Raw genomic sequence first — 23,814 nt, 5'->3', positions numbered from 1 at the left:
TGACGCCGAGAATTTTGCGACTATGAGCACCCATGCGCCCGCCCGCCCTCAACCCGTTGTTTGCCGCGCTGACGAGCCTGCCGGGTATCGGTCCGAAGATCGAAGCCCTGTTTCGGCGGCTGCTCGATACCGAAACACCCAAGGTCGTCGATCTGTTGTTTCATCTCCCGTCCGGCGCGGTCGACCGGCGCTCACGGCCAAAGCTGCGCGACGTCGAGCCGGGCAAGGTCGTCACCGTGGCCGTCACCATCGGCGCGCATCGCGCGCCGCCGTCGCACCGCTCGCGCGCGCCCTACCGCGTCTACGCCTCCGACGACACCGGCGACATCACGCTCACCTTCTTCAACGCCCGCCGCGATTATCTCGAGAAGCTGCTGCCGGAAGGATCGCTGCGCTACGTCTCAGGCACCTGCGAGCTTTACGACGGCATGCTGCAGATGGTGCATCCGGACCGCATCGTCGACGAGGACGGGCTTGCCAGAATGCCGCTGGTCGAGCCGGTCTATCCGCTCACCGAGGGTCTCGCGCACGGCAATGTCCGCCGCGCGATGGACGGCGCGCTCGCCCGCCTGCCCGACCTGCCGGAATGGCAGGACGAGGCCTGGCTGTCGCGCGAGCGCTTTCCCGCCTTCGCCGAGGCGCTGCGCACGCTGCACCGCCCGGCCGACCCTTCCGACCTTCAACCCGAAAGCCGCGCCTGGACGCGGCTTGCCTATGACGAACTGCTGGCCGGCCAGCTTGCGATCATGGCTGTGCGCGCGCATCTGCGCCGCCCCGCGGGGCGCGGCAGCGCGGCGGAAGGCCGCCTGCGCGGCAAGATCATCGGCGCGCTGCCCTATTCGCTTACCCGCTCGCAGCAGGCCGCGCTCGACGAAATTGTCGCCGATCTCGCCCAGCCGGTGCGGATGCTACGGCTGCTGCAAGGCGATGTCGGCGCCGGCAAGACGGTGGTGGCATTGTTGTCCGCGGCGACCGTGAACGAGGCCGGCCGGCAGGCCGCGATCATGGCGCCGACCGAAATCCTCGCGCGCCAGCACTTGAAAACCATCGCGCCGCTCGCCGAAGCCGCCGGGCTGCGTGTCGCGATCCTGACCGGACGCGAGCGCGGCCGCGAGCGCGAAACCATTCTGGACCGCCTCGCGCTCGGCGACATCGACATCCTGATCGGCACCCACGCGCTGTTTCAGGACGACGTCGCCTTTCACGATCTCGCGCTGGTGGTCGTCGACGAGCAGCACCGCTTCGGCGTGCACCAGCGGCTCGCGCTCACCGCCAAGGGCGAAGCGGTCGACGTGCTGGTGATGACGGCGACGCCGATTCCGCGCACATTGGTGCTCACCTATTACGGCGACATGGACGTGTCGGAACTGCGCGAGAAGCCGGCCGGACGCAAGCCGATCGACACCCGCGTCGTGTCGCTGGAGCGGCTTGGCGAAGTTGAGGATGCGGTCGGCCGCGCGCTCAAGGATGGCCGGCAGGTCTACTGGGTCTGCCCGCTGGTCGAAGAGTCCGAGAAGACCGATCTCGCCGCGGCGGACGCGCGTTACGCGGCGCTGCGCAAGCAGTTCGGCGGCAAGGTCGGCCTCGTCCACGGCCGCATGAAGGGCGCGGAGAAGGACGCCGCGATGGCGGCCTTCAGCGCCGGCGAGACCCGGCTCCTCGTCGCCACCACCGTGATCGAAGTCGGCGTCGATGTCCCGCAGGCCACCATCATGGTGATCGAGCAGGCCGAACGTTTCGGCCTTGCCCAGTTGCACCAGCTGCGCGGCCGGATCGGGCGCGGCTCGGGCGCCTCGACCTGCCTTCTGCTGCACGCCACGCCGCTCGGCGACAGCGCGAAAGCGCGGCTCGCCATCATGCGCGAGACGGAGGATGGCTTTCGCATTGCGGACGAGGACTTGCGGTTGCGGGGCGAAGGCGACCTGCTCGGCACGCGGCAGAGCGGCATGCCTGGCTATCGCCTCGTGCGCTTCGAAACGCACGGAAAATATCTTGGCGCGGCGCGCGACGACGCCGCGCTCGCCTTGCAGCGCGACGCCCGTCTCGACGACGAGCGCGGCCAGGCGCTGCGCCATCTGCTCTACCTGTTTGAGAAAGACGAAGCGATCCGGCTGCTGCAGGCCGGCTAGCGGGAAACCGGGGTTCAACCCACCGGGTCGATTGTCTTTGCGACGTTCGCCGCCTGTGTCGCGCGCGCCTGCGCGGCCATCGCCGCAAGCTTCTTCTGGCCGTCGCCGCCGTCCGGCTGCACCATGCCGGCGGAAATGACGAGCGACATCGCCGCCTCGACGCTGATGTCGAGTTCGATCAGATCCTTGCGCTGCACGAAGAAGAAAAATCCGGTGGTCGGGTTCGGCGTGCATGGCAGGAACACGGAGATGTAATCCTCGCCGCGCAGGTGCTGCGCGATCTCGGGGCTCGGCTGCGTCGAAATGAACACCAGCGACCACATCCCCGGCTGCGGGAACTGCACCAGCGCCACCTTGCGGAAGCTCGATCCGGACTTCGAAAACAGCGTCTCGAAAATCTGCTTGGTCGTCCGGTAGAGCGGCCGCACGATCGGCATGCGGTTCAGCAGCGCCTCGCCGAGCTCGACGAATTTGCGGCCGGCAAAATTGGCGGTCAGGAAGCCGAGGAGCGTCAGCGCCACCAGCGCGACGACAAGGCCGGTGCCTGGGATCGGCCACGGCAGGTAGCTTTCCGGCCGGTACATCGGCGGGATCAGCGGCGTCACCACATCGTCGAACCAGTTGACCACCGTCCAGATCAGCCACGCGGTGATCGCGAGCGGTCCGGCGACGACAAGTCCGGTCAGGAAATAAGTGCGCAGCCGCCCCATCAGGCCGGACCGTTCGGCCGGCTTGCCGGGATCGCCGCCTAGCGGATCGGGCGCCAGTGAACTCAGGTCGCTCATGCGGGCGATCCTATTCCACCGTGACCGATTTCGCGAGATTACGCGGCTGGTCGACGTCGGTGCCGAGTGCAATCGCCGTGTGATAGGCCATCAACTGCACCGGAATGGCATAAACGAGCGGCGTCACGGTGGAGGCCATCTCCGGCAGCGTCAGCGTCGAGACCGACTTGATGGCCGCCTCCTTCGCTCCCTGCGGGTCGGTCACCAGAATGATGTTGCCGCCGCGCGCGGCGACCTCCTGCATGTTCGACACCGTCTTCTCGAACACCCGGTCATAGGGCGCGATGACGATCACCGGCATTGTTTCGTCGATCAGCGCGATCGGCCCGTGCTTGAGTTCGCCCGCCGCATAGCCTTCGGCGTGGATGTAGGAGATTTCCTTCAGCTTCAGCGCGCCTTCGAGCGCGATCGGGAAGCTGGTGCCACGGCCGAGATAGAGCACATCGCGGCTCTTGGCGAGATCGCGGCAGAGGTTCTCGATCTGCGGTTCGAGCTTCAGCGCCTCAGCCATCAGGCGCGGCACCTCGACCAGCGCGCGCACCAGCTTGCGCTCGTCGGCTTCCGACAGCACGCCCCGCGCGCGGCCCGCCGCAACGGCGAGACAGGCGAGCGCGGCGAGTTGGCAGGTGAACGCCTTGGTCGATGCGACCCCGATCTCGGGGCCGGCCAGCGTCGGCATCACCACGTCGCTGTCGCGCGCAATGGTCGAGGTCGTCACGTTGACGACCGAAAGAATGTTCTGCTGGTGCTCCTTGGCGTAGCGCAGCGTCGCCAGCGTGTCGGCGGTCTCGCCGGACTGCGAGATGAACACTGCAAGATCGCCAGGCTCGAGCGGCGCGCCGCGATAGCGGAACTCGGACGCGATGTCGATTTCGACCGGCAGCCGCGCGAAGCGCTCAAACCAGTATTTCGACACGAGGCCCGCGTAGTAGGCGGTGCCGCAGGCCGAGATCGACAGCCGCTTGAGCTTCTTGAAATCGAACGGCAGGTCGAACGGCAGCACGATGCTCTCGTTCGCCATGTCGATGTAATGCGCGAGCGTGTGGCCGACCACTTCCGGCTGTTCGTGGATTTCCTTCGCCATGAAATGGCGGTGGTTGCCCTTGTCGACCAGTTGCGACGACGCGGTCGATTTGATGATCGGGCGCTCGACCTTGCGTCCCTTCGCGTCGAACACCTCGACGCCCTTGCGGGTCGTCACCGCCATGTCGCCGTCGTCGAGATAGCTGACGGTGTCGGTGAACGGCGCAAGCGCGATGGCGTCCGAGCCGAGATACATCTCGCCGGTGCCGTAGCCGACCGCGAGCGGCGAGCCTTTCCGCGCGCCGATCATCAGGTCGTTCTCGCCGGAGAACAGGAAGGCGAGCGCAAAGGCGCCGCGCAGCTGGTTCAGCGTCGCCGCCACCGCCTCGACCGGCGTCTTGCCGGTGTTCATCTCCGCGGTAACGAGATGCGCGATCACCTCGGTGTCGGTGTCGCTACCGAACGTCACGCCGGCGGCGGTCAGCCGCTCGCGCAATTCGCGGAAATTCTCGATGATGCCATTGTGAACGACCGCGACGCGCTCGGTCTGGTGGGGATGCGCGTTGTTTTCGCTCGGCTTGCCGTGGGTCGCCCAGCGGGTGTGGCCGATGCCCGAATTGCCCGGCAGCGGTTCGGTGACGAGCCGGGCTTCCAGCGCCTTGAGCTTGCCGACCGCGCGGCGGCGCTCCAGCGCGCCGCCGTTCAGGACGGCAATGCCTGCGGAGTCATAGCCGCGATATTCGAGCCGGCGCAGCGCGTCGACAAGGTGATCGGCAACCGCGCCCTTGCCGAGAATTCCGACAATTCCGCACATTCGTTCTGGCAATCCCTGATGAGCAATCGCAGCCGGCGGCGCCGGTTGTTCCAAGCTTCACGATGGAAGGGAAATCACAAGCCGTTTCGCCGTGTAACAGGGCGGCAGCCCGCCCTCAGCCCTTGCTTTTGCCGAGACTTTTCAGCTCGCGCAAGCGCTTCACCCAACCCTCCTTAACGGTTTGCTGGGCTCGCCCGAGAGCCAGCGAATTCGCCGGAACGTCTTTGGTGACGACCGAGCCGGAGCCGACATAGGCGCCGTCCCCGATCTTGACCGGCGCGACCAGCGACGAATTCGAGCCGACGAAAGCGCCCGCCCCGATGTCGGTCCGGTGCTTGGCAACGCCGTCATAGTTGCAGGTGATGGTGCCCGCCCCGACATTGGCGCCGGCGCCGACGCGCGCATCGCCGATGTAACTCAGGTGATTGGCCTTGGCGCCGTCCTCGACGGTTGCGGCCTTCACCTCGACGAAGTTGCCAATGTGGACATCCGCGCCGAGGTCCGCTCCCGGCCGCAGCCGCGCATAGGGGCCGACGCGCGCGCCCTTGCCGACATGCGCGCCTTCCAGATGCGAGAACGCGCGAATGGTCGCGCCGTCGTCGACGCGCACGCCGGGACCGATCACGACATACGGCTCGACGGTGACGTCCGAGCCGAATTTGGTGTCTTCCGACAGAAACACTGTCTCCGGCGCGACGAGCGTGACGCCCGCTTCCATCGCCGCCGCGCGCAGCTTCTGTTGCAGGATGGCTTCGGTCTCGGCGAGCTGTGTCTTGGTGTTGATGCCGCGCACGTCGTCCTCCTCCGCATCGATAGCGACTGCCTTCAAACCCATCTGCCGCGCGATGGCAACCGCGCGGGTCAGATAGAATTCCTTCTTGGCATTCGCGTCGTCGATCTTGTCGAGAATGTGAAGCGCACGCTTGCCGTCGAGCGCCATCAATCCGCCGTTGCAAAGACCGATCGCAAGCTCGGCGGCGTTCGCGTCCTTCTCCTCGCGAATGTCGATCAGTTCGCCGCCCTGCACGATCAGCCGTCCGTAGCCGGCGGGACTGGCCGGACGGAAGCCGAGCACCGCGACGCTCGCGCCCTTCGCAATCGCATCGCGCAACGCGGCCAGTATCTGCGGCCGCACCAGCGGCGTGTCGCCGAACAGCACCAGCACGTCGTCGGCGTCCCTGGCGATCGCCTCGCGCGCCGCGAGCACCGCATGCGCGGTGCCGCGCCGCTCGGTTTGCGTGAAGAACGATGCGTCCGGCGCCACGCGCCGCGCCTCGTCCTCGACCGCAGCATGATCGGGGCCGCGCACCACCGCGACGCGCGCGCCGCCCGCCATCACCGCGTCGAGCACGCGGGCGATCATCGTGCGCCCGCCGATGCGATGCAGCACCTTCGGCAGGCGCGAACGCATGCGCGTCCCCTCGCCGGCGGCGAGCACGATGGCAAGGCAACTGCGGTCGGTCATGAACCCGTCGTGTTGAGTGTCTGGTGGCTGCGTGTCGTTTCGGCGCCCTGATAGCCGAACTGCGGCGCGGACAACAACCACCCCGCCTCCCGGCGCGCCGGGACCAGCCAGCGCCCGCGGATTCTGGTAATGTTTTCAACGATTCGCGACCGGAGATCGAGATGCCAACGGGATCGCCGCGCGTCGACTGGCTGGGTTCATTGAATTCGTTGAAGAAGATCGATTTCGCGACCTTGCGCCGCTCCGCCGCCTGGGCCTCGGTGGCCTTGATCGCCGTGATCGGCGTGATCTTCGCCGCGGACAGCGAAACCGGTTCGCAGCGGCTTCAGCACGCCTTCTCCGGCCAGGAGCCGGCGCGGGCGACGCCGGTCGTCGCCCAGATCCCCGCGCCGCCGCCGGAGTTCGAACGGCTGGCGCGCCGCTTCGCCGAGACGGTCAATTCGCTCAACGCCGAGCGCGACACGCTCAACGACCGCCTCGCCAGCCTCGAGCGCAATTTCGATGACGTCACCGGCTCGGTCAAAAAGTCGGCTGAGCGACCGGCCGCCGCGCCGCCCGCGGTGCCGCCGATGACGATCTTCACCGCCATTCCCCCGGTGCCGGCGAACTCGCCGGCCAATTGGCCGGCGCCGCACGCGCTCTCAACCGGCAAACCGGACCTGACCGCTCCGGACACGACAGCGGTCGCGCCGTCCGAGAGTTCGGCACCCGAAGCGGCGAAGCCCGGCGTCATCGCCGATGCGCCGACCGCGCCGGTGGTGCGCATCGAGACACCGGGCGGCATCCCCTTGCCGCCGACGCGCGCGGGCCGCGAGACGACCGGCTCCGTCGTGGAGCAGGACAGCGAAAAACTGCGCGAAGAGCATGCCGAAGCGCGCGGCGCCAACCAGATTCTCGGCGTCGATCTCGGCGGCGCGCGCTCGATCGACGCGCTGACCATTCACTGGTCGGGGCTCAAGGCGAAGTTCGGCGAACAGCTCGGCAATCTGCAGCCGGTCGTCTCGATCCGCGAGCGCAAACCGGGTGTGCCCGAGTTGCGTCTGATCGCGGGACCGATTGCCGGCACCGAGGCCGCCACCAAACTCTGCATGATCCTCGTCACCGCCCGCGCGCCGTGCCGTCCGACGCAGTTCTCCGGCCAGCGGCTGTCGCAGCGCTGATCGCGATTTGCCGCGCGCAACGCGCGGCGGCATAATTCTTCGATGACCGCCACCGTTCTGTTTCGCCCCGGCCTCCGCGCGCTGATCTGGCTTGTGGCCGTCGGCTGTGCCGCGCTCGCCGCCGGCTTCTATGTCCGCTACGGCCTGATCGAACAGACCGGCGTCGGGCTTGCCTGCCAGTCTGGCCTGCGCAGCCTGTCGTGCTCGCTGCGCGGCAACGCCATCGCGCTGTTCACCCATTCGGTGTTCGGCTTCGGCGCGATCGCCATCGCCGCGCTCAATCTGCTGCGGCCCTCGATCGTGCTGTTCACGCTGGCGCTCGCTTTCGCCGGCCTCGGCGTGGTACTCTACAACGTCAACACCGCGGCGGTCGCGGTGGCGCTGTTGGTACTCAGTCTCGCGCGCCGCGCACCCGAACCAGAATGACGGCGAGCGCGGCCAGCGCCGCGCAGAACCACAACGACTGCCAGTTGGCGAAACCCTCGTTGGCGACGATGTAAGCCGCGCTGGCGGCAAGCAGCGCGCCACCGGTCAGTTCGGCGACGCCCCGCCGCCCCTCGCCCGGCACAAGCAGGCTGACGGCGAGCAGCGGCACGATGGCGCCGGTCAGCGGCGCGAACGGAAAATCCTTGTAGCGCGGATCGAAAGCGAGACCGAGCGCCACGACGATCGCGACCGCAAGCGTCACGGTCATGAGCGCGCCCGCGCCGCGCGTCAGCGTATCCTCCGCGCGCGGCTTCGCCAGGACCGACGACAGCCGCGGCAATGGAGTCTGCCGCATCAGCATGACGGCGCAGAGCGGCGCGGCCGTCAGCGCCGTTGCGGCGAGCACCAGCGACCGCAGCCAGCCGCCGGTCCCCAAGCTTTCGAGCGGCAGGTTTTCGATGGTCCAGCCGATCAGCGCGCCGCCCGCCGCCGCGCAGAATGCAACGCCGAGCCATTGCGCCATGTCACCGTTGCGCCGCCCGCCAAACAGCGCCGCTCCGAACACCAGCATCGCGAAGAGGACGCCGCCGCCCGCCTGCACGATCCAGAACGGATGGTCCGACACCGGCATTCCCAGTTTGAATTTCGCCGTGCGGCCGGCATCGAAGAACAGGCCCCAGTGTCCGCCGACGGTGCCTTCGAGCGCCCGCTTCCACGGCTGATCGAACGCTTCGATGATATTGGCGTGGTAGTTGCCGCGTTTTGCCGCCGCCAGCACCTCCTGCACCACCCGCGCCTGGTTGGAGGGCGACGGCAGTGCGCCTTCGCGCATGCGGCCCGCGCTCGGCCAGCCGACTTCGCCGATCAATATTTCCTTGCCGGGAAATTCCTTCGCGACCCGCGCGCGAATGGAGTCGACATGCGCAGCGGCGTGCTCTGCTGCGATCGGCTCGTCCTCCCAATACGGCAAGATATGAATGGTGACGAAATCCGCGATGTCGGCAAGCCGGCGATTGCGCAGCCAGAACTCCCACACGTCGGCATAGGTGATCGGAACGCTCACGCGCGACTTCACCTCGCGCATCGCGGCGGCGACGTCGTCGGCCGATAGTTCGCCGCGCAGCAGCACCTCGTTGCCGACCACGACCGCGATGATCGTCTGCGGATAGCGGTTGGCGAGCGTCACCGCGCCTTCGATCTGCTCGCGGTTCTTGTCGCGCTTGCTCGACAGCCAGAGGCCCTGAATGACTTTGAGGCCATGCTTCTGCGCAAGACCGGCGATCTGGTCGAGCCCGAAGTCGACCGAATAGACCCGCACGCAATTCGTCATGGTCGCAAGGTGAGCGAGATCCTCGTCGATCTGCGCGGCGGAGATCATCGTTCCGGCGACGAGCGGCGACTGGCCGCCGCGGAACGGCGCGTAGGACACGCAATAGAGTTTTTCGCCGGCGCCGGCCGCCTGCGGCATCGGGACCGCGGCGCCGAGCCAGGCCCAGAAGCCCGCGATCGCCAGCGCCGTGGCGGCAAACAGCGCGAGCGGCAGGCCAGGTCTCTCACCAAGCTCCCCGCCGCCCGGTTCTCGATCCGTTTTTCTCGCCGGAATGTCAGCCAAGAAGACCGCCAGGTTGGAGTCCGGGACCCGACACTGAGCCTCTCGCGGGTCTGCCGGCCCGCCGCGACCCTGCCAATGCCGGCCGTCTTAAGCAAATCCGACTGTCCCGCTGGACAAATGTTTCGGTTTGAGGCCAAGCTTCGGGCCGCGGCAATTCGGCTCGCAGTCGCCATAGTGCGGACCGATTTGGATCGCAGGGGATACCGGGGCCACCGTCGGCCTCCGGAGCAAGACCGAACATCATGCGTCAGAGAATTCGTTCGCGCCGTTTCGTGGCCGTGGCTGGCCTCGTCGCCTGTCTCGCATTGTCCGCGCCACCGGCCTTCGCCCAGAGCGGCGACGGCAAGGGGGCCGAAGCCAAGGCCGCTGCCGAAGCGGCCGCCAAGGAAGCCCAGCGGCGTTTCAACGAGATCGCAGAGGCCGGCAAGCTCATGACCGGGCCTGCGGCCAATCCGGAATGTGTCTGGCTCGGCCGCCGGGTGGTCAGCCTGCTGTGGCGGGACGACATGGACACCGCCTTCCGGCACCTCGACCTGTACGACCGGTTCGGCTGCCCCAGCGCCCATATCCAGGCCACCTTCCGCTGCCTGGTCCGCCAGGGTCCGATCGACCCGAAGACGCAGGACAGCCTGAACGGCCGCGCCCACGCCTGCTGGATCAACCCGAATTTGCAGCCCAGCGAGGCGTCCGCGGCGCCCCAGCCGCCGTCCGCGCAGGCTCCGGCGCCCACCGCCCGCTAGTCCCCGGAATGCCCCGGTAATTTCCCGCAGCGGCTCGTTTTGCGCCACGGTTTCGCCACCCCCGATGTTTACTTGAAAAATACCACCACGCGGCCGTATGCTGCACTGCCGCAAGTCCGAAAAACGGTCTAACCCAGGGGACGGGTTCGACACGGTAAATTCGCCCCACTTGGTTGTGTGAAGTAATGCGCTCCGTCGTTGCCGTGATCGCCTTCGTGGCGTGCGCGCATGCGGGTCTGTGGGCTCTTGCGCGTCAGGAAGCATCGGCTCCTGATCTCGACCACCAGCTCGCCAGCGTGTCTTACGCGCCGTTTGGCGGCAATGTTCATCCCGATTCCGTTGACGCGGTGAATGCGGATCGCATCCGCAACGACTTGCGCACCCTCTCGCCGCTCACCCGCGCGGTGCGCACCTATTCCGCGACCGGCGGCGTTGAACTGGTTCCCGAGATCGCCAATGAATTCGGTCTGAAGGTCGCGGCCGGCGCCTGGATCGACAAGTTCAAGGACCGCAACGAGCGCGAGATCCGCTCGGTGATCGATCTTGCCAAGCGCCACAGCAATATCAGCAGCATCGTGGTCGGCAACGAAACGATCTACCGCGACGACATCAAGGTTCCCGAACTCATCAAGATCATCCAGCGCGTCAAGCGCGCGACCGGCGTTCCGGTGACGACCGGCGAAATCTGGAACGTCTGGATGGAGCACCCGGAGCTTGTCTCCGCGGTCGATTACATCGCCGTGCACATCCTGCCCTATTGGGAAGGCTTCTCGGAACAGCAGGTCGTCGACCAGACGCTGCTGATCTACGACAAGCTTCGCCAGACCTATCCCGGCAAGCGCATCGTGATCGCCGAGTTCGGCTGGCCGAGCGCGGGCTATAATTTCCAGAACGCCAATCCGGGCCGCATCGAGCAGGCCAAGGTGATCCGCGACTTCGTCAGCCGCGCCTATGCGCTCGGCATCGACTACAACATCGTCGAGGCGATCGATCAGCCGTGGAAGACCAACGAAGGCGGCGTCGGTCCTTATTGGGGTCTGTTCGACGCCAAGCGTCAGCCGAAGTTCTCGTGGTACGGCCCGATCGTCGATCCGAACTACACCAAGATCGCCATCATCGCGCTGCTCACCGGCCTCCTGCTCTCGCTGCCGATCCTCGGCGTCGCCGGCGCGTCCGTGATGCAGGCAACCGTGCTGGCCGGTGCGGCGAACGCCGTCGGCGCCTGGTTCGCGATGGTGTTCGGCTATTGGTATGCGCATTACTTCGTCTGGGGCGCCGTGTTCGCCTTCGGCATCGGCCTCGTGCTGTTGATCCCGCTCGTGGTGATCGCGCTGGCGCGCGTCGAGGAAATCGCCGCGATCGCCTTCGGCCGCCGCCCGGCGCGCCTTCTGAACCGCGAGCCGATCGCGCTCGGCGCGCCGCCGCTCGCGCCGGAAAGCTACGCGCCGAAGGTGTCGATACACATTCCGGCCTATCGCGAGCCGCCGGAGATGCTCAAGCAGACGCTCGATGCCGTCGCGCGGCTGAACTATCCGAATTTCGAGTGCCTCGTCATCATCAACAACACGCCCGATCCGGCGTTCTGGCAGCCGATCGAGGAGCATTGCGCGCGCCTCGGCGACCGCTTCAAGTTCCTGCGCGCCGACAAGATCGAAGGCTTCAAGGCCGGCGCGCTGCGGCTTGCGCTCGAACAGACCGCGCCGGATGCCGAGATCATCGGCGTGATCGATGCCGACTATGCGGTAACGCCGGACTGGCTCGAGGATCTCGTGCCGGTCTTCGCCGACGCCCGCGTCGGGCTCGTGCAGGCGCCGCAGGATCATCGCGACGGCGCGCGCAGCGTCATGCACTACGCCATGAACGGCGAATATGCCGGATTCTTCGACATCGGCATGGTGCAGCGGAACGAGGTCAACGCCATCGTCACGCACGGCACCATGTGCCTGATCCGCCGCGCCGCGCTCGAGCAGGCCGGCTCGTGGTCGAGCGACACGATCTGCGAGGACACCGACCTCGGCCTCACCATCCTCGAGCTTGGCTGGACGCAGCACTACACGCAGCGCCGTTACGGCTACGGCCTCCTGCCCGACAGCTTCGACGCCTTCAAGAAGCAGCGTCACCGCTGGGCCTATGGCGGCTTCCAGATCGTCAAGAAGCACTGGCGCCGCTTCCTGCCCGGCGCGAGCCAGCTCAACCGCGACCAGAAGCGCGAATTCGCGCTCGGCTGGCTGAACTGGATCGGCGCGGAGAGCGTCGGCGTCGTGGTTGCACTCCTCAACATCGTCTGGGTTCCGGTCGTCGCCTTCCTCGACATCGCGGTGCCGGACAAGATTCTGACCATCCCGATCGTCGCCACCTTCCTGGTGTCGGCGGTGCATTTCGTCGCGCTCTATCGCCTGCGTGTCGGCGTCGGCGCCGGCCAGCTGTTCGGCTCGCTCATCGCCGCGATGTCGATGCAGTGGACCATCGCGCGGGCGGTCGGCCAGGGCCTGATCCGCGATCACCTGCCCTTCGTGCGCACGGCCAAGGGCGGCGCGGGCGGCACGCTCGCCGCGCTGGGCGACTTCAAGGCGTTCTGGGAGGCGGTGATCGCCACCCTGCTGATCGCCGGCGCGATCGTGCTCGTCACCAACAACCCCAAGCAGGTCCGCGAGATCAACTTCTTCGCGGTCGTGCTGCTGGTACAGAGCCTGCCCTTCATCGCCGCGACGCTGATCGCGCTGATCGAGCGCACGCCACTCAACGACTTCGGCACCTGGCGCGCTCTGGAAGGCCGTTTCAGCGAGGCGTTCAGCCGCCGCCGCACCGCGGTCGCCAAGCAGCCGTCCGCGGTCAATCGCGAACTGGTTTCCTAGATGTCATTCCGGACGCCGTCATAAGCGCGTTCTCGACGCGCTATGGCGGCGATCCGGAATCCAGAAATCTCGCTCAGCATATCGAGCTGGATTCCGGGTTCGCGCTTTCAGCGCGCCCCGGAATGACGGCATGAGCCGGCAGCAACCCGATCAGGCCGCCGTTGCCGTTTCGACGAGCCGCGCCCAGTAGGACGTGCCGACCGGGATCACGTCGTCGTTGAAGTTGTATTTCGGGTGATGCAGCCCCGCGCTGTCGCCGTTGCCGATGAAGATGAAGGCGCCCGGCCGCGCGTTGAGCATGTAGGAAAAGTCCTCCGCGCCCATCACCGGCGGCAGATCGATGTCGACGCGCTCCTTGCCGGCGATCTCCGCGGCGATCGCGGCCGCGACGTCGGTTTCCCGCGCGTGATTGTTCAGCACCGGATAGCCGCGCCGGTAGTTGAACGCCGCCGTCGCCCCCATCGCCTTCGCGGTGTACTCGACCACTTCGGCGAGCCGCTTTTCCATCAGGTCCTGAACGTCCGGCTTGAAGGTACGCACCGTGCCGCGCAGCAGCGCGGTCTGCGGGATCACGTTGTCGGTGGTGCCGGCCTGAAAGACGCAGACCGACGCCACGGCGGATTCCACCGGATCGACGTTGCGCGCCACCACGGACTGCATGTTGGTCACGATCTGCGCGCCGACCAGAATCGGATCGATGCCGAGATGCGGCCGCGCTGCATGCGCGCCCTGTCCCTCGATCTCGATGCGGATGTAGTCGGCCGCCGCCATGATCGGGCCGCGGCGGATGCCGAATTCGCCGACCGGCATGCCGGGATAATTGTGCATGCCGTAGACTTCCTCGACGCCGAAGCGGTCCATCATGCCGTCCTCGACCATCGCCTTGCCGCCGGCGCCGCCTTCCTCGGCCGGCTGGAAAATCACGACCGCGGTACCGGCGAAATTGCGCGTCTCGGCGAGATAGCGCGCCGCGCCGAGCAGCATCGCGGTGTGGCCGTCATGGCCGCAGGCGTGCATCTTGCCCTTCACGGTCGACTTATACGGCAGGCCGGTCGCTTCCTCGATCGGCAGCGCGTCCATGTCGGCGCGCAGGGCAATCACCTTGCCCTTGCCCGGCTTCTTGCCCTTGATGACGCCGACGACCCCGGTGCGGCCGATCCCGGTCGCCACCTCGTCGCAGCCGAAGGCCTTGAGCTTGTCGGCGACCAGCCCGGCGGTGCGCTGCACGTCGTACATCAGCTCCGGATGGGCGTGGATGTCGCGGCGCCATTCGGTGATGTCCTTGGCGAGGTCGGCAACGCGGTTGACGATGGGCATTTCGGCGTCCTTCCGGAATTGTCGGCTGATTTGCCGCGATTGTAGCAAAAAAGCGCGCTGTGGCGAGATCAACAGGGAGGCTAAGTCCGCTCTTGCCGCCTATTGACCGGGCAGAGCGAGGCCCCTACACAGCGCGGATCGCACGATCCGGCCGCCGTCCGCGCGGTTCCGGCTCGGCTTGGTGACGAGCGCGTAGCTCAGGCGGTAGAGCAACTGACTTTTAATCAGTAGGTCCTGGGTTCGAGTCCCAGCGCGCTCACCAAAACTGCTTTACAGTCCCGCCGCCATGACCACACCGAAAAAAATCGCCGTGCTCGGCGCCGGCGCCAACGGCGCCTCGATCGGCGCCGACCTCACCCGCGCCGGTCTCGATGTCGTGCTGATCGACCAGTGGCCTGCCCATGTCGAGGCGATGCGCGCGCGCGGCGCCATCATCGAGATGCCGGAGGAAACGCTCACCGTTCCGGTGCGCGCCTTCCATCTCTGCGACGTCTGCACCTTCACCGAGCCGTTCGACATCGTGCTGCTGGTCACCAAGGCCTACGACACCCGCTGGTCCTGCGAGCTGATCAAGCCATACCTCAAGCCCGAAGGCCTGATCGCCGGCGTGCAGAACGGCATGACGACCGACACCATCGCGGACGTGGTCGGGCCCGAGCGCACCATCGGCTGCGTCATCGAGATTTCCTCGATGATGTTCGATCCCGGCGTGGTGATGCGGCACTCGCCGCCGCCGCGCTCGTGGTTCGCGGTCGGCGCCATCGACCCGCGCGCGAGATCGCGCGAAGCCGAGATCGTCGATCTGCTGCGCCATGTCGGCAGCGTCGAGGTGGTCGAGGATATCCGCGCCACCAAATGGATGAAGCTCGTCAGCAACGCCACCACGCTGGTGACGACGGCGATCCTCGGCCTGCCGATGCTCGAAGCCGTGAATCTGCCCGGCATGCGCGAGCTGATGCTGCGGTCCGGCCAGGAGGCGCTCGATACTGGCGCGGCCTGCGGATACAAGCCGCTGCCTATTTTCGGCCTCAAGCCTGAAGACGTTCGCGCGACCAATCGCCTCGTCGAGACGCTGCTCGACACGCTGCTCGAAGGCTTCGTGCTGCCGCACACAAAAACGACGGTGCTGCAGGATTGGATCAAGAGCCGCCACAGCGAGGTCGATGATCTCAACGGCCTCGTCGCGGCCGAAGGCGCGGCGCATCACATCTCTACGCCGGTCAATGCGGCGGTGACGGAGATTGCGCGGCGCATCGAGCGCCACGAACTGAAGCCCGATCCGTCGAATCTCGCGCTGTTGCTCGACCTCGCGGACCGCGCAAACACGCGCTCGTGATTGCGTCACACCGCGGCACCTTCGCCATTAAGAAAATTTCATCAAAGCGTCGTTGCCCGGCCTCGCCGAAGCCACGAACGGCCCGTATCGCTTCACGCCAAGGGCAATCGAAGGGTTCGAGGCGGGCACCAGGGTCGACGCTGGAGTGATCCGGGGACCGGGCGCGCTGCCGGATAAGAAGCGAGGGACATCATGCGGCTCCAGACACCGATCATCAGCTTTGCCGCGCGGCCTGTTTTCGCCTCGGCCGGACTCTATTGCCCGCATTGCGCCGATCCGATGATCGCACCATCGGCGTCCGAATTCGTGCAGGACGAAGGTATCCGCCATCGCTGGATCTGCGAGGCCTGCGGAACCGAGACCGAAACGATCATCCCGCTGGCCGTGAAATAGCACCGCCAGCCTCCAATCCGCTCATCCGCGCGACAGCGGGGTCCATAGGTTTGATGGGCATCCTGGCGACCGGCATCGGGTAAACCCGGTGTCGGCGCGCGGGAATGGGCGGGGATTTGGCTTAGGGCCGCCCCCATAAAAAGCCTTGATGACGCTGCGGCCGCGACGCCGTGGCGCGAACGTTCAATTGCGTCCAAACGGCGGCAAAACCGCAAACGATTGTTAGCAATTCTTCTTTTAATTCGACGCTACCGATTCAGGCGATTCGCCTGCCCTCCGGAGCGCCCGTGACAGCCGTGACGATCCAGCACGACACGCCGCCCGCCGCCATCCAATTCTTCATCCCATTCGACATGATCGGACCCTGACCGCAATGAAACACAGCAATCGCAGTCTCGTTCGCATCTTTTCCGTCTGCATTGGCATGTTGCTGTTCTTCTACGCGGTGTTGTGGTTGCGGCAGTCTCTCGAATTCACGACGCTCGATCTCACGACGGTTGCGCTGATGCTCGGCCGCACGGGTCTCGGCGCCATCGGCTTCTTCATGGTGATCCGGCCGCAGCAGGCCGGAAAATGGCTCGACCGCCAGGTCGACGGCATGGGCCGCACCTTCGAGGCCGGCTACGCCAAGGGCGCCAAGCGCGATCACGTCAAGCTGATCGTGCTCGTCACGATGCTGAGCCTGCTGCTGGAACTGGTGATGATCCGCTGGCTCGCCTCGGTCTTCCCGGTCTTCTCCTACTACAAGAACTTCACGCTGCTCGCCTGCTTCCTCGGCCTCGGCGCCGGCTATGCGGTGTCGAACCGCCAGCCCTGCGCGCCGGCGCTGGTGCTGCCGATGCTTGCGCTGTTCGTCGCCGTCATCACGCTGATGCGCTACGACCTCGGCGCCGACCACGACCTGTTCACGACGCAGCCGATGCGCGAACAGACCTCGATGACGATGGACATGATCCGGTTCGACTGGGTCACCTGGGCGCGCATGAGCCTGCCGCTTTACCTGCTGCTGTCGACCTGTTTCATCGCCTGCGCCTGCATCTGCTATCCGGTCGGTCAGTTGTGCGGCAAGCTGCTGCAAACCACCAAACCGCTGAAGGCTTATGGCTACAACCTGATCGGCAGCCTGCTCGGTGTTGCCGCGCTGTTCGTAATGAGCCTGTTCTGGCTCCCGCCGGTCGTCTGGTTCGCCGCCGCGGGCGGCATCCTGTTGTATTTCGTGCTGGCGCGCGATGCGCTGCTGCCGGTCGGCGTCGCCAGCTTCTGCGTGCTGATCGTCGCGCTCGCCTGGCCGGTGCAGCCGGAGGCGCAGCGCATCTATTCGCCTTATCAGCTGCTCGAGCGCACCGCCAAGCCGGACGGGCTGATGCAGATCCTGTCGGGTGGCAGCTACTACCAGAAGGTCTATGACCTCGCCGAAGAGCGCCGCGGCCATGAGGACGCGCACAACCGCTATGTCCGGGCCTATTACGAATTCCCGTTCAACTTCAAGAAAAAGCCCGAACGCGTCGCCATCGTCGGCTCCGGCAGCGGCAACGACGTCGCCGCTGCGCTGCGCATGGGCGCGTCGCATGTCGACGCCATCGAGATCGATCCGGCCATCGTCTATTTCGGCCGGCATTATCATCCGGAAAAGCCCTACGCCGATCCGCGCGTCAACGTGATCGTCAATGATGCGCGCAATTTCTTCCGCACCGCGCAGGGGCAATACGACCTCATCATCTATGGCGTGCTGGACTCCCACACGGCGCTGAGCCACGCCTCCAACCTGCGGGTCGACTCTTATGTCTATACCCGCGAAGGCATTGCCGAGGCGTTCAAGCTGCTGAAGCCCGACGGCGTAATGAGCGTCTCCTTCGCGCTGCCGAATGAATCGCTCGGCTTCAAGCTGTCGCATATCCTCAGCGGCCTGCCGGGCGCCGGCAAGCCGCTCGCGGTGCGCGTCCTCTACGACGCCTCCTCCACCACCGCTTTCGTCGCGCAGAAGGGCCGCGACGTCACGCTGCCGAATGCCAACAGCTTCGCCGCCATGGGCTTCACCGACGTCTCGGCGCATTTCGCGCAGCCCTATCCGGAAGCCAGCATCCCGACCGACGACTGGCCGTTCTTCTACATGGTGGAGCGCACCTATCCGCTCACTTACGTGCTCGCGCTCGGCATGGTTCTGCTGCTGAGCTACTTCTTCGCCCGCCGGGTGATCGGCCTGTCCGGACCGGTCGAGCCCGGCTATCTGCCGTTCTTCTTCCTCGGCTCCGGCTTCATGCTGGTCGAGACCAAGGCCATCACCGAACTCGGCCTGCATCTCGGCGGCACCTGGTTCGTCATCGCCGCGACCATCGTGCTGGTGCTGCTGATGGCCTATCTCGCGAACCTTCTGGTCGAGCGCTACGGCGTGCGGCAGGCGGGACTTGCCTATCTCGGCCTGTTTGCCAGTCTCGCGGTCGGCTACAGCTACGCCCTGCACCACCAGTTGCTCGGCATTACCTCGCCGCTGATCGGCGCGGCGATCGCCTGCGTGCTGCTCACGGTGCCGTTGTTCTTCTCAGGCATCGTGTTCTCGAACCTGATCGCGCGGCGCGGCGTCAACATCTCCACCGCGCTCGCCTATAACCTGATGGGGGCGCTGTTCGGCGGGCTGATGGAATACAATTCGATGTATTTCGGCTTCGCCTTCCTCTACTTGCTCGCCATCGTATTCTACGGCCTTGCCGCGCTGTTCTCGTTCGAGATCGGCAAGGTTCCGATGTGGCGGCGAGCGGAGGCCTTCGCGCGGACGTGGCTGCTCTAGGGAGCGTGGGCCTAGCTCGCTTTCTTGAGCGAGGCCCAGGCTTCCTGCGAATTGTCCGCCGGCCGGTCGAGGTCGGCGTTCCAGGCGTCGTAGCCGTAGAGCCAGCTCGTATCGTAGCTGCCGTCCTTCATCCAGGTATTGGCGCTGGAAAGCCCCTGCACCAGCGAGGTGCGCGGCTTGCGGTGCGCCTCGTAGCGCTTGAACGCGCCGGCGATGTCGTCGCCCGCAACGTCGCTCAGGCAGCGCGCCAACACGGCGGCATCTTCAATGGACGTCGCCGCGCCCTGCGCCATATAGGGCGTCATCGGATGGCAGCTGTCGCCGAGCAACACGACGTTGCCGTCGCTCCAGGTCCGCAGCGGGTCGCGCTCGAGGATCGCCCATTTGTGGCAGTCCGGGCAGGCGCCGAGCACGGCGCGCACGTCCTCGTGGAAGCCGTCATAGGCCGCGCGCAATTCCTTGACGTCGCCCTTGGCGGACCACGACTCCTTGGTCAGCCACTCGGCCGGTTCGGGCACGCTGGTGACGAAGTAGACCTCGCTCTTCTGGCGCGTCGTGTAATAGATGACGATGTGGCGGTCGGTGCCCCACCATTTGGTGCGCGAGCGGCCGATATCGCGGTCCATCAGGCTCGCCGGGAACACCGCGCGATAGGCGATGCGGCCACGATGGATCGGCGTGTCGGGACCGACCACGATATCGCGCACGATCGAATGGACGCCGTCGGCGCCGATCACCGCGTCGGCGGTGGCCTTGCTGCCGTCGGAGAAGCTTAGCGTCACCTGACCGCCCTTCTGGTCGAGGCCGGTCAGCTTCTTGTTCAGGTAAATAACGTCCATCGGCACGACGGACAGCAGCGCGTCGTGCAGATCGGCGCGGTGCATGCACAGATACGGCGCGTTGTAGAGGCTCTCCGGCATCGGCAATTCGCGCATCACCTCGCCGGTGTCGCCCTTGCGGTTCAGGTGCGAATACGGCGCGAAGGCGGTGTCGCGCAGCCGGTCCTCGATGCCGATCCTGCGCAGCACCTTCATCGAGTTCGGCATCATCTGGATGCCGGCGCCGATGCGGCCGAACTTGCCGGCCTGCTCGTAGACTGCGACCTCGAAGCCGGCCTGCCGCAGCGTCGCCGCCACGGCAAGCCCGCCCATTCCTGCGCCGACAATGGCGATACGCGGTTTGCCTGCCATGGGAGTCCTTCCTAGAAACCGTAAAGCACGGCCGGGTTGTCGACCAGCAGCTTGCGTTGCAACGCCGAGTCCGGTGCGATCTTCGGCACCAGATCGACGAGATCGGCCTCGTCGGCCTCATGCGTCGCGTTCGGATGCGGAAAGTCCGTGCCCCACAGCACGCGGTCCGGCCGGTTGTCGACGATCCGGCGGGCGATCGGGATCGCCTCCGCGTACGGCGGCATCGAAATGCGCTCGGAGCCGCAGACCTTGACCCATGCGCCGTCGAGCTTGTGCAGTTCGAGCAGCGCCTTGAGCGGCGGCTGATCGACGCCGTCCTTGCCCGGCACCCGGCCCATGTGGTCGATCACGAACGGCACCGGCAGTTTGCGGATCATGTCGGACAAGGGAACGATGTCCGGCGCATCGACATGCAGCACGACATGCCAGCCGCGGCCCTTGATGCGGTCCATCACCCGGTTGAACACCGCCATGTCCGGCGCGCCGCCGAGATGCTTGACGAAATTGAACCGCACGCCGCGCACGCCGCCGGCGCCGAGCGTGTCGAAATCCTTGTCGGTGAACCCATCGTTGACGATCGCGACGCCCCGGTAGCGTTTCGGGTCGGAGGCGATGCAGTCGAGCATCGCCGCGTTGTCGATGCCGTGGCAGCTCGCCTGCACGATCACCGCGCGGTCGATGCCGAGATGGTCGTGCAGCGCGCGCAGATGCTCCTTCGGCGCGTCCTCCGGCGTGTAGCGGCGGTTCGGCGCGTAAGGGAACACCGCGCCCGGCCCGAAGACGTGGCAATGCGCATCGGTACCGCCCGGCGGCATTTTGTAAGTCGGCTTGCGCCGGGTTTTCAGCTTTTCAAGGATCGACATAAGACCTTCGGCTTTCGATTTCGGATTACGGTTCTAGCGAAGCCGCGCCGTCGGTGGAATTGCCTTGCTGCAAGCCTGCTGCCAAGCCGGCCGCCCAGGATTTTTTTGTCGCATCGCGAAAGTCCGCGAAACGGCCCTGCTCGATCGCCGCGCGCATCCCGGCCATCAGCGTCTGGTAATAAGCGACGTTGATGGCGGACAACAGGATCGCGCCGAGCATCTCGCCGGCTTTGACGAGATGATGCAGATAGGCCCGCGAATAGGCGCGCGCCAGCGGGTGCGGGCTGTCCGGATCGAGCGGCGTGGCGTCGTCGGCATAGCGCGCGTTCTTCAGGTTGAGCGCGCCGAAGCGGGTGAAGGCGACGCCGTGGCGGCCGTTCCGCGTCGGCATCACGCAGTCGAACATGTCGACGCCGCGCGCCACCGCCTCGACCAGATCGTCCGGCGTGCCGACTCCCATCAGATAGCGCGGCCGGTCGGCCGGCAGCGACGGCGTCGTTTCCTCGACGACCTTCAGCATCACCGCCTGCGGCTCGCCGACCGCGAGGCCGCCAATGGCGTAGCCCTGAAAGCCGATCTCGACCAACTCGCGCGCGCTCTGCGCCCGCAGGCTCATGTCGTCGCCGCCCTGCACGATGCCGAACAGCGCCGCGCCCGGCCGCGCGCGGTCCTCGAAAGCCTTCTTGGATCGCTCCGCCCAGCGCAGCGATAGCGCCATCGCGCGCTCCATCTCGGCGCGCTCGACCGGCAGACGCAGGCATTCGTCGAGCTGCATCGAGATGTCGGCGCCGAGCAGTGCCTGGATTTCGATGGCGCGTTCCGGCGTCAGATGGAACATCGCGCCGTCGAGATGCGACTTGAAGGTGACGCCCTGCTCGTCGAGCTTGCGCAACTGCGACAGCGACATCACCTGAAAGCCGCCGGAGTCGGTCAGGATCGGCCGAGGCCAGTTCATGAACCGATGCAGCCCGCCGAGTTCGGCGACGCGCTCGGCGGTAGGCCGCAGCATCAGATGATAGGTGTTGCCGAGCAGAATTTCCGCGCCGGTGTCGCGCACCTGCTCGGGGGTCAGCCCCTTCACCGTGCCCTGCGTGCCGACCGGCATGAAGGCCGGCGTCTGCACGCTGCCGTGCGGCGTGACGAACTCGCCGCGCCGCGCTGCGCCGTCGGTGGTCTTCAGGGTGAAGGAGAACGGTTCGGTCATCGGCTTGCTGTCATTCCGGGGCGCGAGCGGCAGCGAGCGAACCCGGAATCCAGACACGCGCGCCGGGTCCGCATCTGGATTCCGGGTCCGGCATTACATGCCGTCCCGGAATGACGATTGAGGATAAAGCAAACAGGCGTCGCCATAAGAGTAGAAGCGGTAGCCGTCCGCGATCGCATGGGCGTAGGCGCGCCGCATCGTCTCGAGGCCGCTGAAGGCCGAGACCAGCATGAACAGCGTCGACTTCGGCAAATGGAAGTTGGTCATCATCAGATCGACGGCGCGGAACCTGTAGCCCGGCGTGATGAAGATATCGGTCTCCCCCGAGAACGGCTTGATGGTGCCGTTCTCGTCCGCCGCGCTTTCCAAGAGCCGCAGCGCCGTCGAGCCGACCGCGACGATGCGCCCGCCATTCTTTCGCGTGATGTTCAGCGTCTCGGCGACGCCGGGTGGCACTTCGCCCCATTCGGCATGCATGATGTGGTTTGCGGTGTCGTCGGCCTTGACCGGCAGGAAGGTGCCGGCGCCGACGTGCAGGGTCACACTGCGGACGTTCACGCCCTTGCGCATCAGCCGCTCGGTCAACTCGGGCGTGAAGTGAAGCCCGGCCGTCGGCGCGGCGACCGAGCCCTCGATTTTTGCAAACGCCGTCTGGTAATCCGCCTTGTCCTGCTCGTCGGGTTCGCGCTTCGAGGCGATATAGGGCGGCAGGGGCATGTCGCCCCGCTCCTCGATGGCCTGATCGAGCACCGGCCCGTGAAAGCTGAATGAAAGCGTTACCTCACCACCTTCATCTTTCGCTGAAACTTGAGCATCGAGCTGGCCGAGGAAGCAGACCTTGCCCTCGTCGCCGAAGCGCACGATGTCGCCGACCTCGAGGCGCTTGGCCGGCCGCACGAAGGCCCGCCAGTGCGACCCGTCGAGCCGCTTGATGAGCGTTGCCTCGATCGCCGGCTCCGCCTCGCCCCGCCCGATCCGGCGGCCGTTGAGCCGCGCCGGGATCACCTTGGTGTCGTTGACGACCAGCACGTCGCCGGCGCGCAAGAGGTCCGGCAGGTCGCGCAAGGTGCGATCGGACAGTTCGGGCGCAATGTCGGGCTTCTGGCCGGGCGCCACCACGAGGAGCCGCGCGGCATCGCGCGGGTTCGCCGGCCGCAGCGCGATCCGCTCGGCCGGAAGCTCGAAATCGAAAAGGTCGGTACGCATTTCGGGTGGCTGGGCAACGGATTTTGGCGTGATTGCGCCTCATCCATAACGCGGAACGCCGCCCCGGTCACCCGGGGCGGCGTATCACACGGGGCTGGCAATAGCGTCTCTTTGAAATAGCACCGTTGAAAATGGCTTCTTCAAATAGCCTGGCAAATGCCGGTCTGAAATCAGCGGACGGCGACAAGGCCGGCCGGGTCGGTGCCGTAGTTCCAGACCTGGCGCACCTTGCCCCGCGCACCCAGCAACTGGACCTGCGTGAGGCTGCCGCGCTCGCCGAGCTTCTGGGCGGCGTCGATCGCCTGCATCATGGCCTCGAAGGCGTCCTTGTACGGACCGAATGAATCGCCGCTGAACTCGATGAACCAGCCGCCGTCGCCCTCGCGAACGACGTAGCGCGAACGCTTGCGCCGGCGCGCCTGCTTGCCGCCGAACAGCGCCATCATGTTGGCGAGGAGATTGGTACGCGTCGCAGAAACAGGATCTCGGAGTTGGGGCATGTTCGCATCTC

General features: G+C 66.3%; 18 protein-coding genes and 1 tRNA gene. 9 read left to right on the top strand and 10 right to left on the bottom strand.

What is annotated here, in order from left to right:
- Nucleotides 1–32 precede the first annotated feature (32 nt).
- Nucleotides 33–2,129, top strand: a complete 2,097-nt coding sequence (gene recG / locus AB7F10_RS16060; RefSeq protein ID WP_428562696.1) for an ATP-dependent DNA helicase RecG — start codon at nucleotides 33–35, stop codon at nucleotides 2,127–2,129.
- A 14-nt stretch (nucleotides 2,130–2,143) separates the two neighbouring features.
- Here the strand turns inward: recG and AB7F10_RS16055 are convergent, their stop codons facing one another.
- The 3 genes from AB7F10_RS16055 to glmU form a co-directional block, all read right to left on the bottom strand.
- On the bottom strand, nucleotides 2,144–2,914 hold the full coding sequence (locus AB7F10_RS16055; RefSeq protein WP_428562698.1) for a DUF502 domain-containing protein: 771 nt from the start codon (nucleotides 2,912–2,914) through the stop codon (nucleotides 2,144–2,146).
- A gap of 10 nt (nucleotides 2,915–2,924) precedes the next feature.
- Complete coding sequence (gene glmS, locus AB7F10_RS16050) at nucleotides 2,925–4,751, bottom strand: glutamine--fructose-6-phosphate transaminase (isomerizing) (protein WP_428562700.1); 1,827 nt, start codon at nucleotides 4,749–4,751, stop codon at nucleotides 2,925–2,927.
- Between the two features lie 115 nt (nucleotides 4,752–4,866).
- The gene (glmU, locus tag AB7F10_RS16045; protein ID WP_428562702.1) at nucleotides 4,867–6,216 is read right to left on the bottom strand and encodes a bifunctional UDP-N-acetylglucosamine diphosphorylase/glucosamine-1-phosphate N-acetyltransferase GlmU; all 1,350 of its coding nucleotides are present in this window, start codon (nucleotides 6,214–6,216) and stop codon (nucleotides 4,867–4,869) included.
- 161 nt (nucleotides 6,217–6,377) lie between these two features.
- Between glmU and AB7F10_RS16040 the strand changes: the two genes are divergently transcribed.
- Nucleotides 6,378–7,376, top strand: a complete 999-nt coding sequence (locus AB7F10_RS16040; RefSeq protein ID WP_428562704.1) for a hypothetical protein — start codon at nucleotides 6,378–6,380, stop codon at nucleotides 7,374–7,376.
- 42 nt (nucleotides 7,377–7,418) lie between these two features.
- Nucleotides 7,419–7,802: a hypothetical protein gene (locus AB7F10_RS16035; RefSeq protein WP_428562706.1), complete on the top strand. Its 384-nt coding sequence runs from the start codon at nucleotides 7,419–7,421 to the stop codon at nucleotides 7,800–7,802.
- Here the strand turns inward: AB7F10_RS16035 and AB7F10_RS16030 are convergent.
- Nucleotides 7,768–9,414, bottom strand: a complete 1,647-nt coding sequence (locus tag AB7F10_RS16030; protein WP_428562708.1) for a beta-(1-6) glucans synthase — start codon at nucleotides 9,412–9,414, stop codon at nucleotides 7,768–7,770. The genes AB7F10_RS16035 and AB7F10_RS16030 overlap by 35 nt on opposite strands.
- Nucleotides 9,415–9,656: 242 nt before the next feature.
- Between AB7F10_RS16030 and AB7F10_RS16025 the strand changes: the two genes are divergently transcribed.
- Nucleotides 9,657–10,154 (top strand): beta-1-3, beta-1-6-glucan biosynthesis protein, encoded by a 498-nt coding sequence (locus tag AB7F10_RS16025; protein ID WP_428562710.1) that lies wholly within the window; start codon nucleotides 9,657–9,659, stop codon nucleotides 10,152–10,154.
- A gap of 185 nt (nucleotides 10,155–10,339) precedes the next feature.
- Nucleotides 10,340–13,009, top strand: a complete 2,670-nt coding sequence (locus AB7F10_RS16020; RefSeq protein ID WP_428562712.1) for a glycosyltransferase — start codon at nucleotides 10,340–10,342, stop codon at nucleotides 13,007–13,009.
- A 150-nt stretch (nucleotides 13,010–13,159) separates the two neighbouring features.
- Here the strand turns inward: AB7F10_RS16020 and AB7F10_RS16015 are convergent, their stop codons facing one another.
- Nucleotides 13,160–14,326 carry a M20 aminoacylase family protein gene (locus AB7F10_RS16015; RefSeq protein WP_428562714.1) on the bottom strand — a complete coding sequence of 389 codons (1,167 nt, stop codon included), beginning with the start codon at nucleotides 14,324–14,326 and terminating at the stop codon, nucleotides 13,160–13,162.
- Nucleotides 14,327–14,512: 186 nt separating this feature from the next.
- Between AB7F10_RS16015 and AB7F10_RS16010 the strand changes: the two genes are divergently transcribed.
- The 4 genes from AB7F10_RS16010 to AB7F10_RS15995 all read left to right on the top strand — a co-directional run bounded on the left by AB7F10_RS16010 (nucleotide 14,513) and on the right by AB7F10_RS15995 (nucleotide 18,840).
- Nucleotides 14,513–14,588, top strand: a tRNA-Lys gene (locus AB7F10_RS16010).
- Between the two features lie 24 nt (nucleotides 14,589–14,612).
- A complete protein-coding gene (locus AB7F10_RS16005; protein WP_428562716.1) occupies nucleotides 14,613–15,662 on the top strand; it encodes a ketopantoate reductase family protein in 1,050 nt (349 codons plus the stop codon).
- 192 nt (nucleotides 15,663–15,854) lie between these two features.
- Nucleotides 15,855–16,055: a hypothetical protein gene (locus tag AB7F10_RS16000; RefSeq protein ID WP_428562718.1), complete on the top strand. Its 201-nt coding sequence runs from the start codon at nucleotides 15,855–15,857 to the stop codon at nucleotides 16,053–16,055.
- 373 nt (nucleotides 16,056–16,428) lie between these two features.
- Nucleotides 16,429–18,840 carry a hypothetical protein gene (locus AB7F10_RS15995; RefSeq protein ID WP_428562720.1) on the top strand — a complete coding sequence of 804 codons (2,412 nt, stop codon included), beginning with the start codon at nucleotides 16,429–16,431 and terminating at the stop codon, nucleotides 18,838–18,840.
- 11 nt (nucleotides 18,841–18,851) lie between these two features.
- Here the strand turns inward: AB7F10_RS15995 and AB7F10_RS15990 are convergent, their stop codons facing one another.
- The 5 genes from AB7F10_RS15990 to AB7F10_RS15970 form a co-directional block, all read right to left on the bottom strand.
- Nucleotides 18,852–20,030, bottom strand: a complete 1,179-nt coding sequence (locus AB7F10_RS15990) for an FAD-dependent monooxygenase (protein WP_428562722.1) — start codon at nucleotides 20,028–20,030, stop codon at nucleotides 18,852–18,854.
- A gap of 11 nt (nucleotides 20,031–20,041) precedes the next feature.
- On the bottom strand, nucleotides 20,042–20,893 hold the full coding sequence (locus AB7F10_RS15985; RefSeq protein ID WP_428562724.1) for an amidohydrolase family protein: 852 nt from the start codon (nucleotides 20,891–20,893) through the stop codon (nucleotides 20,042–20,044).
- Nucleotides 20,894–20,918: 25 nt separating this feature from the next.
- Nucleotides 20,919–22,097: a tRNA guanosine(34) transglycosylase Tgt gene (gene tgt / locus AB7F10_RS15980; protein WP_428562726.1), complete on the bottom strand. Its 1,179-nt coding sequence runs from the start codon at nucleotides 22,095–22,097 to the stop codon at nucleotides 20,919–20,921.
- 93 nt (nucleotides 22,098–22,190) lie between these two features.
- The gene (gene queA, locus AB7F10_RS15975; RefSeq protein WP_428562728.1) at nucleotides 22,191–23,303 is read right to left on the bottom strand and encodes a tRNA preQ1(34) S-adenosylmethionine ribosyltransferase-isomerase QueA; all 1,113 of its coding nucleotides are present in this window, start codon (nucleotides 23,301–23,303) and stop codon (nucleotides 22,191–22,193) included.
- A 170-nt stretch (nucleotides 23,304–23,473) separates the two neighbouring features.
- Nucleotides 23,474–23,803 carry a DUF2188 domain-containing protein gene (locus tag AB7F10_RS15970; RefSeq protein WP_428562730.1) on the bottom strand — a complete coding sequence of 110 codons (330 nt, stop codon included), beginning with the start codon at nucleotides 23,801–23,803 and terminating at the stop codon, nucleotides 23,474–23,476.
- Nucleotides 23,804–23,814: the final 11 nt, after the last annotated feature.

This window comes from Pseudolabrys sp. (genome assembly GCF_050250095.1).
GTDB lineage: Bacteria > Pseudomonadota > Alphaproteobacteria > Rhizobiales > Xanthobacteraceae > Pseudolabrys.
This window is presented reverse-complemented; position numbering and strand designations above follow the sequence as displayed.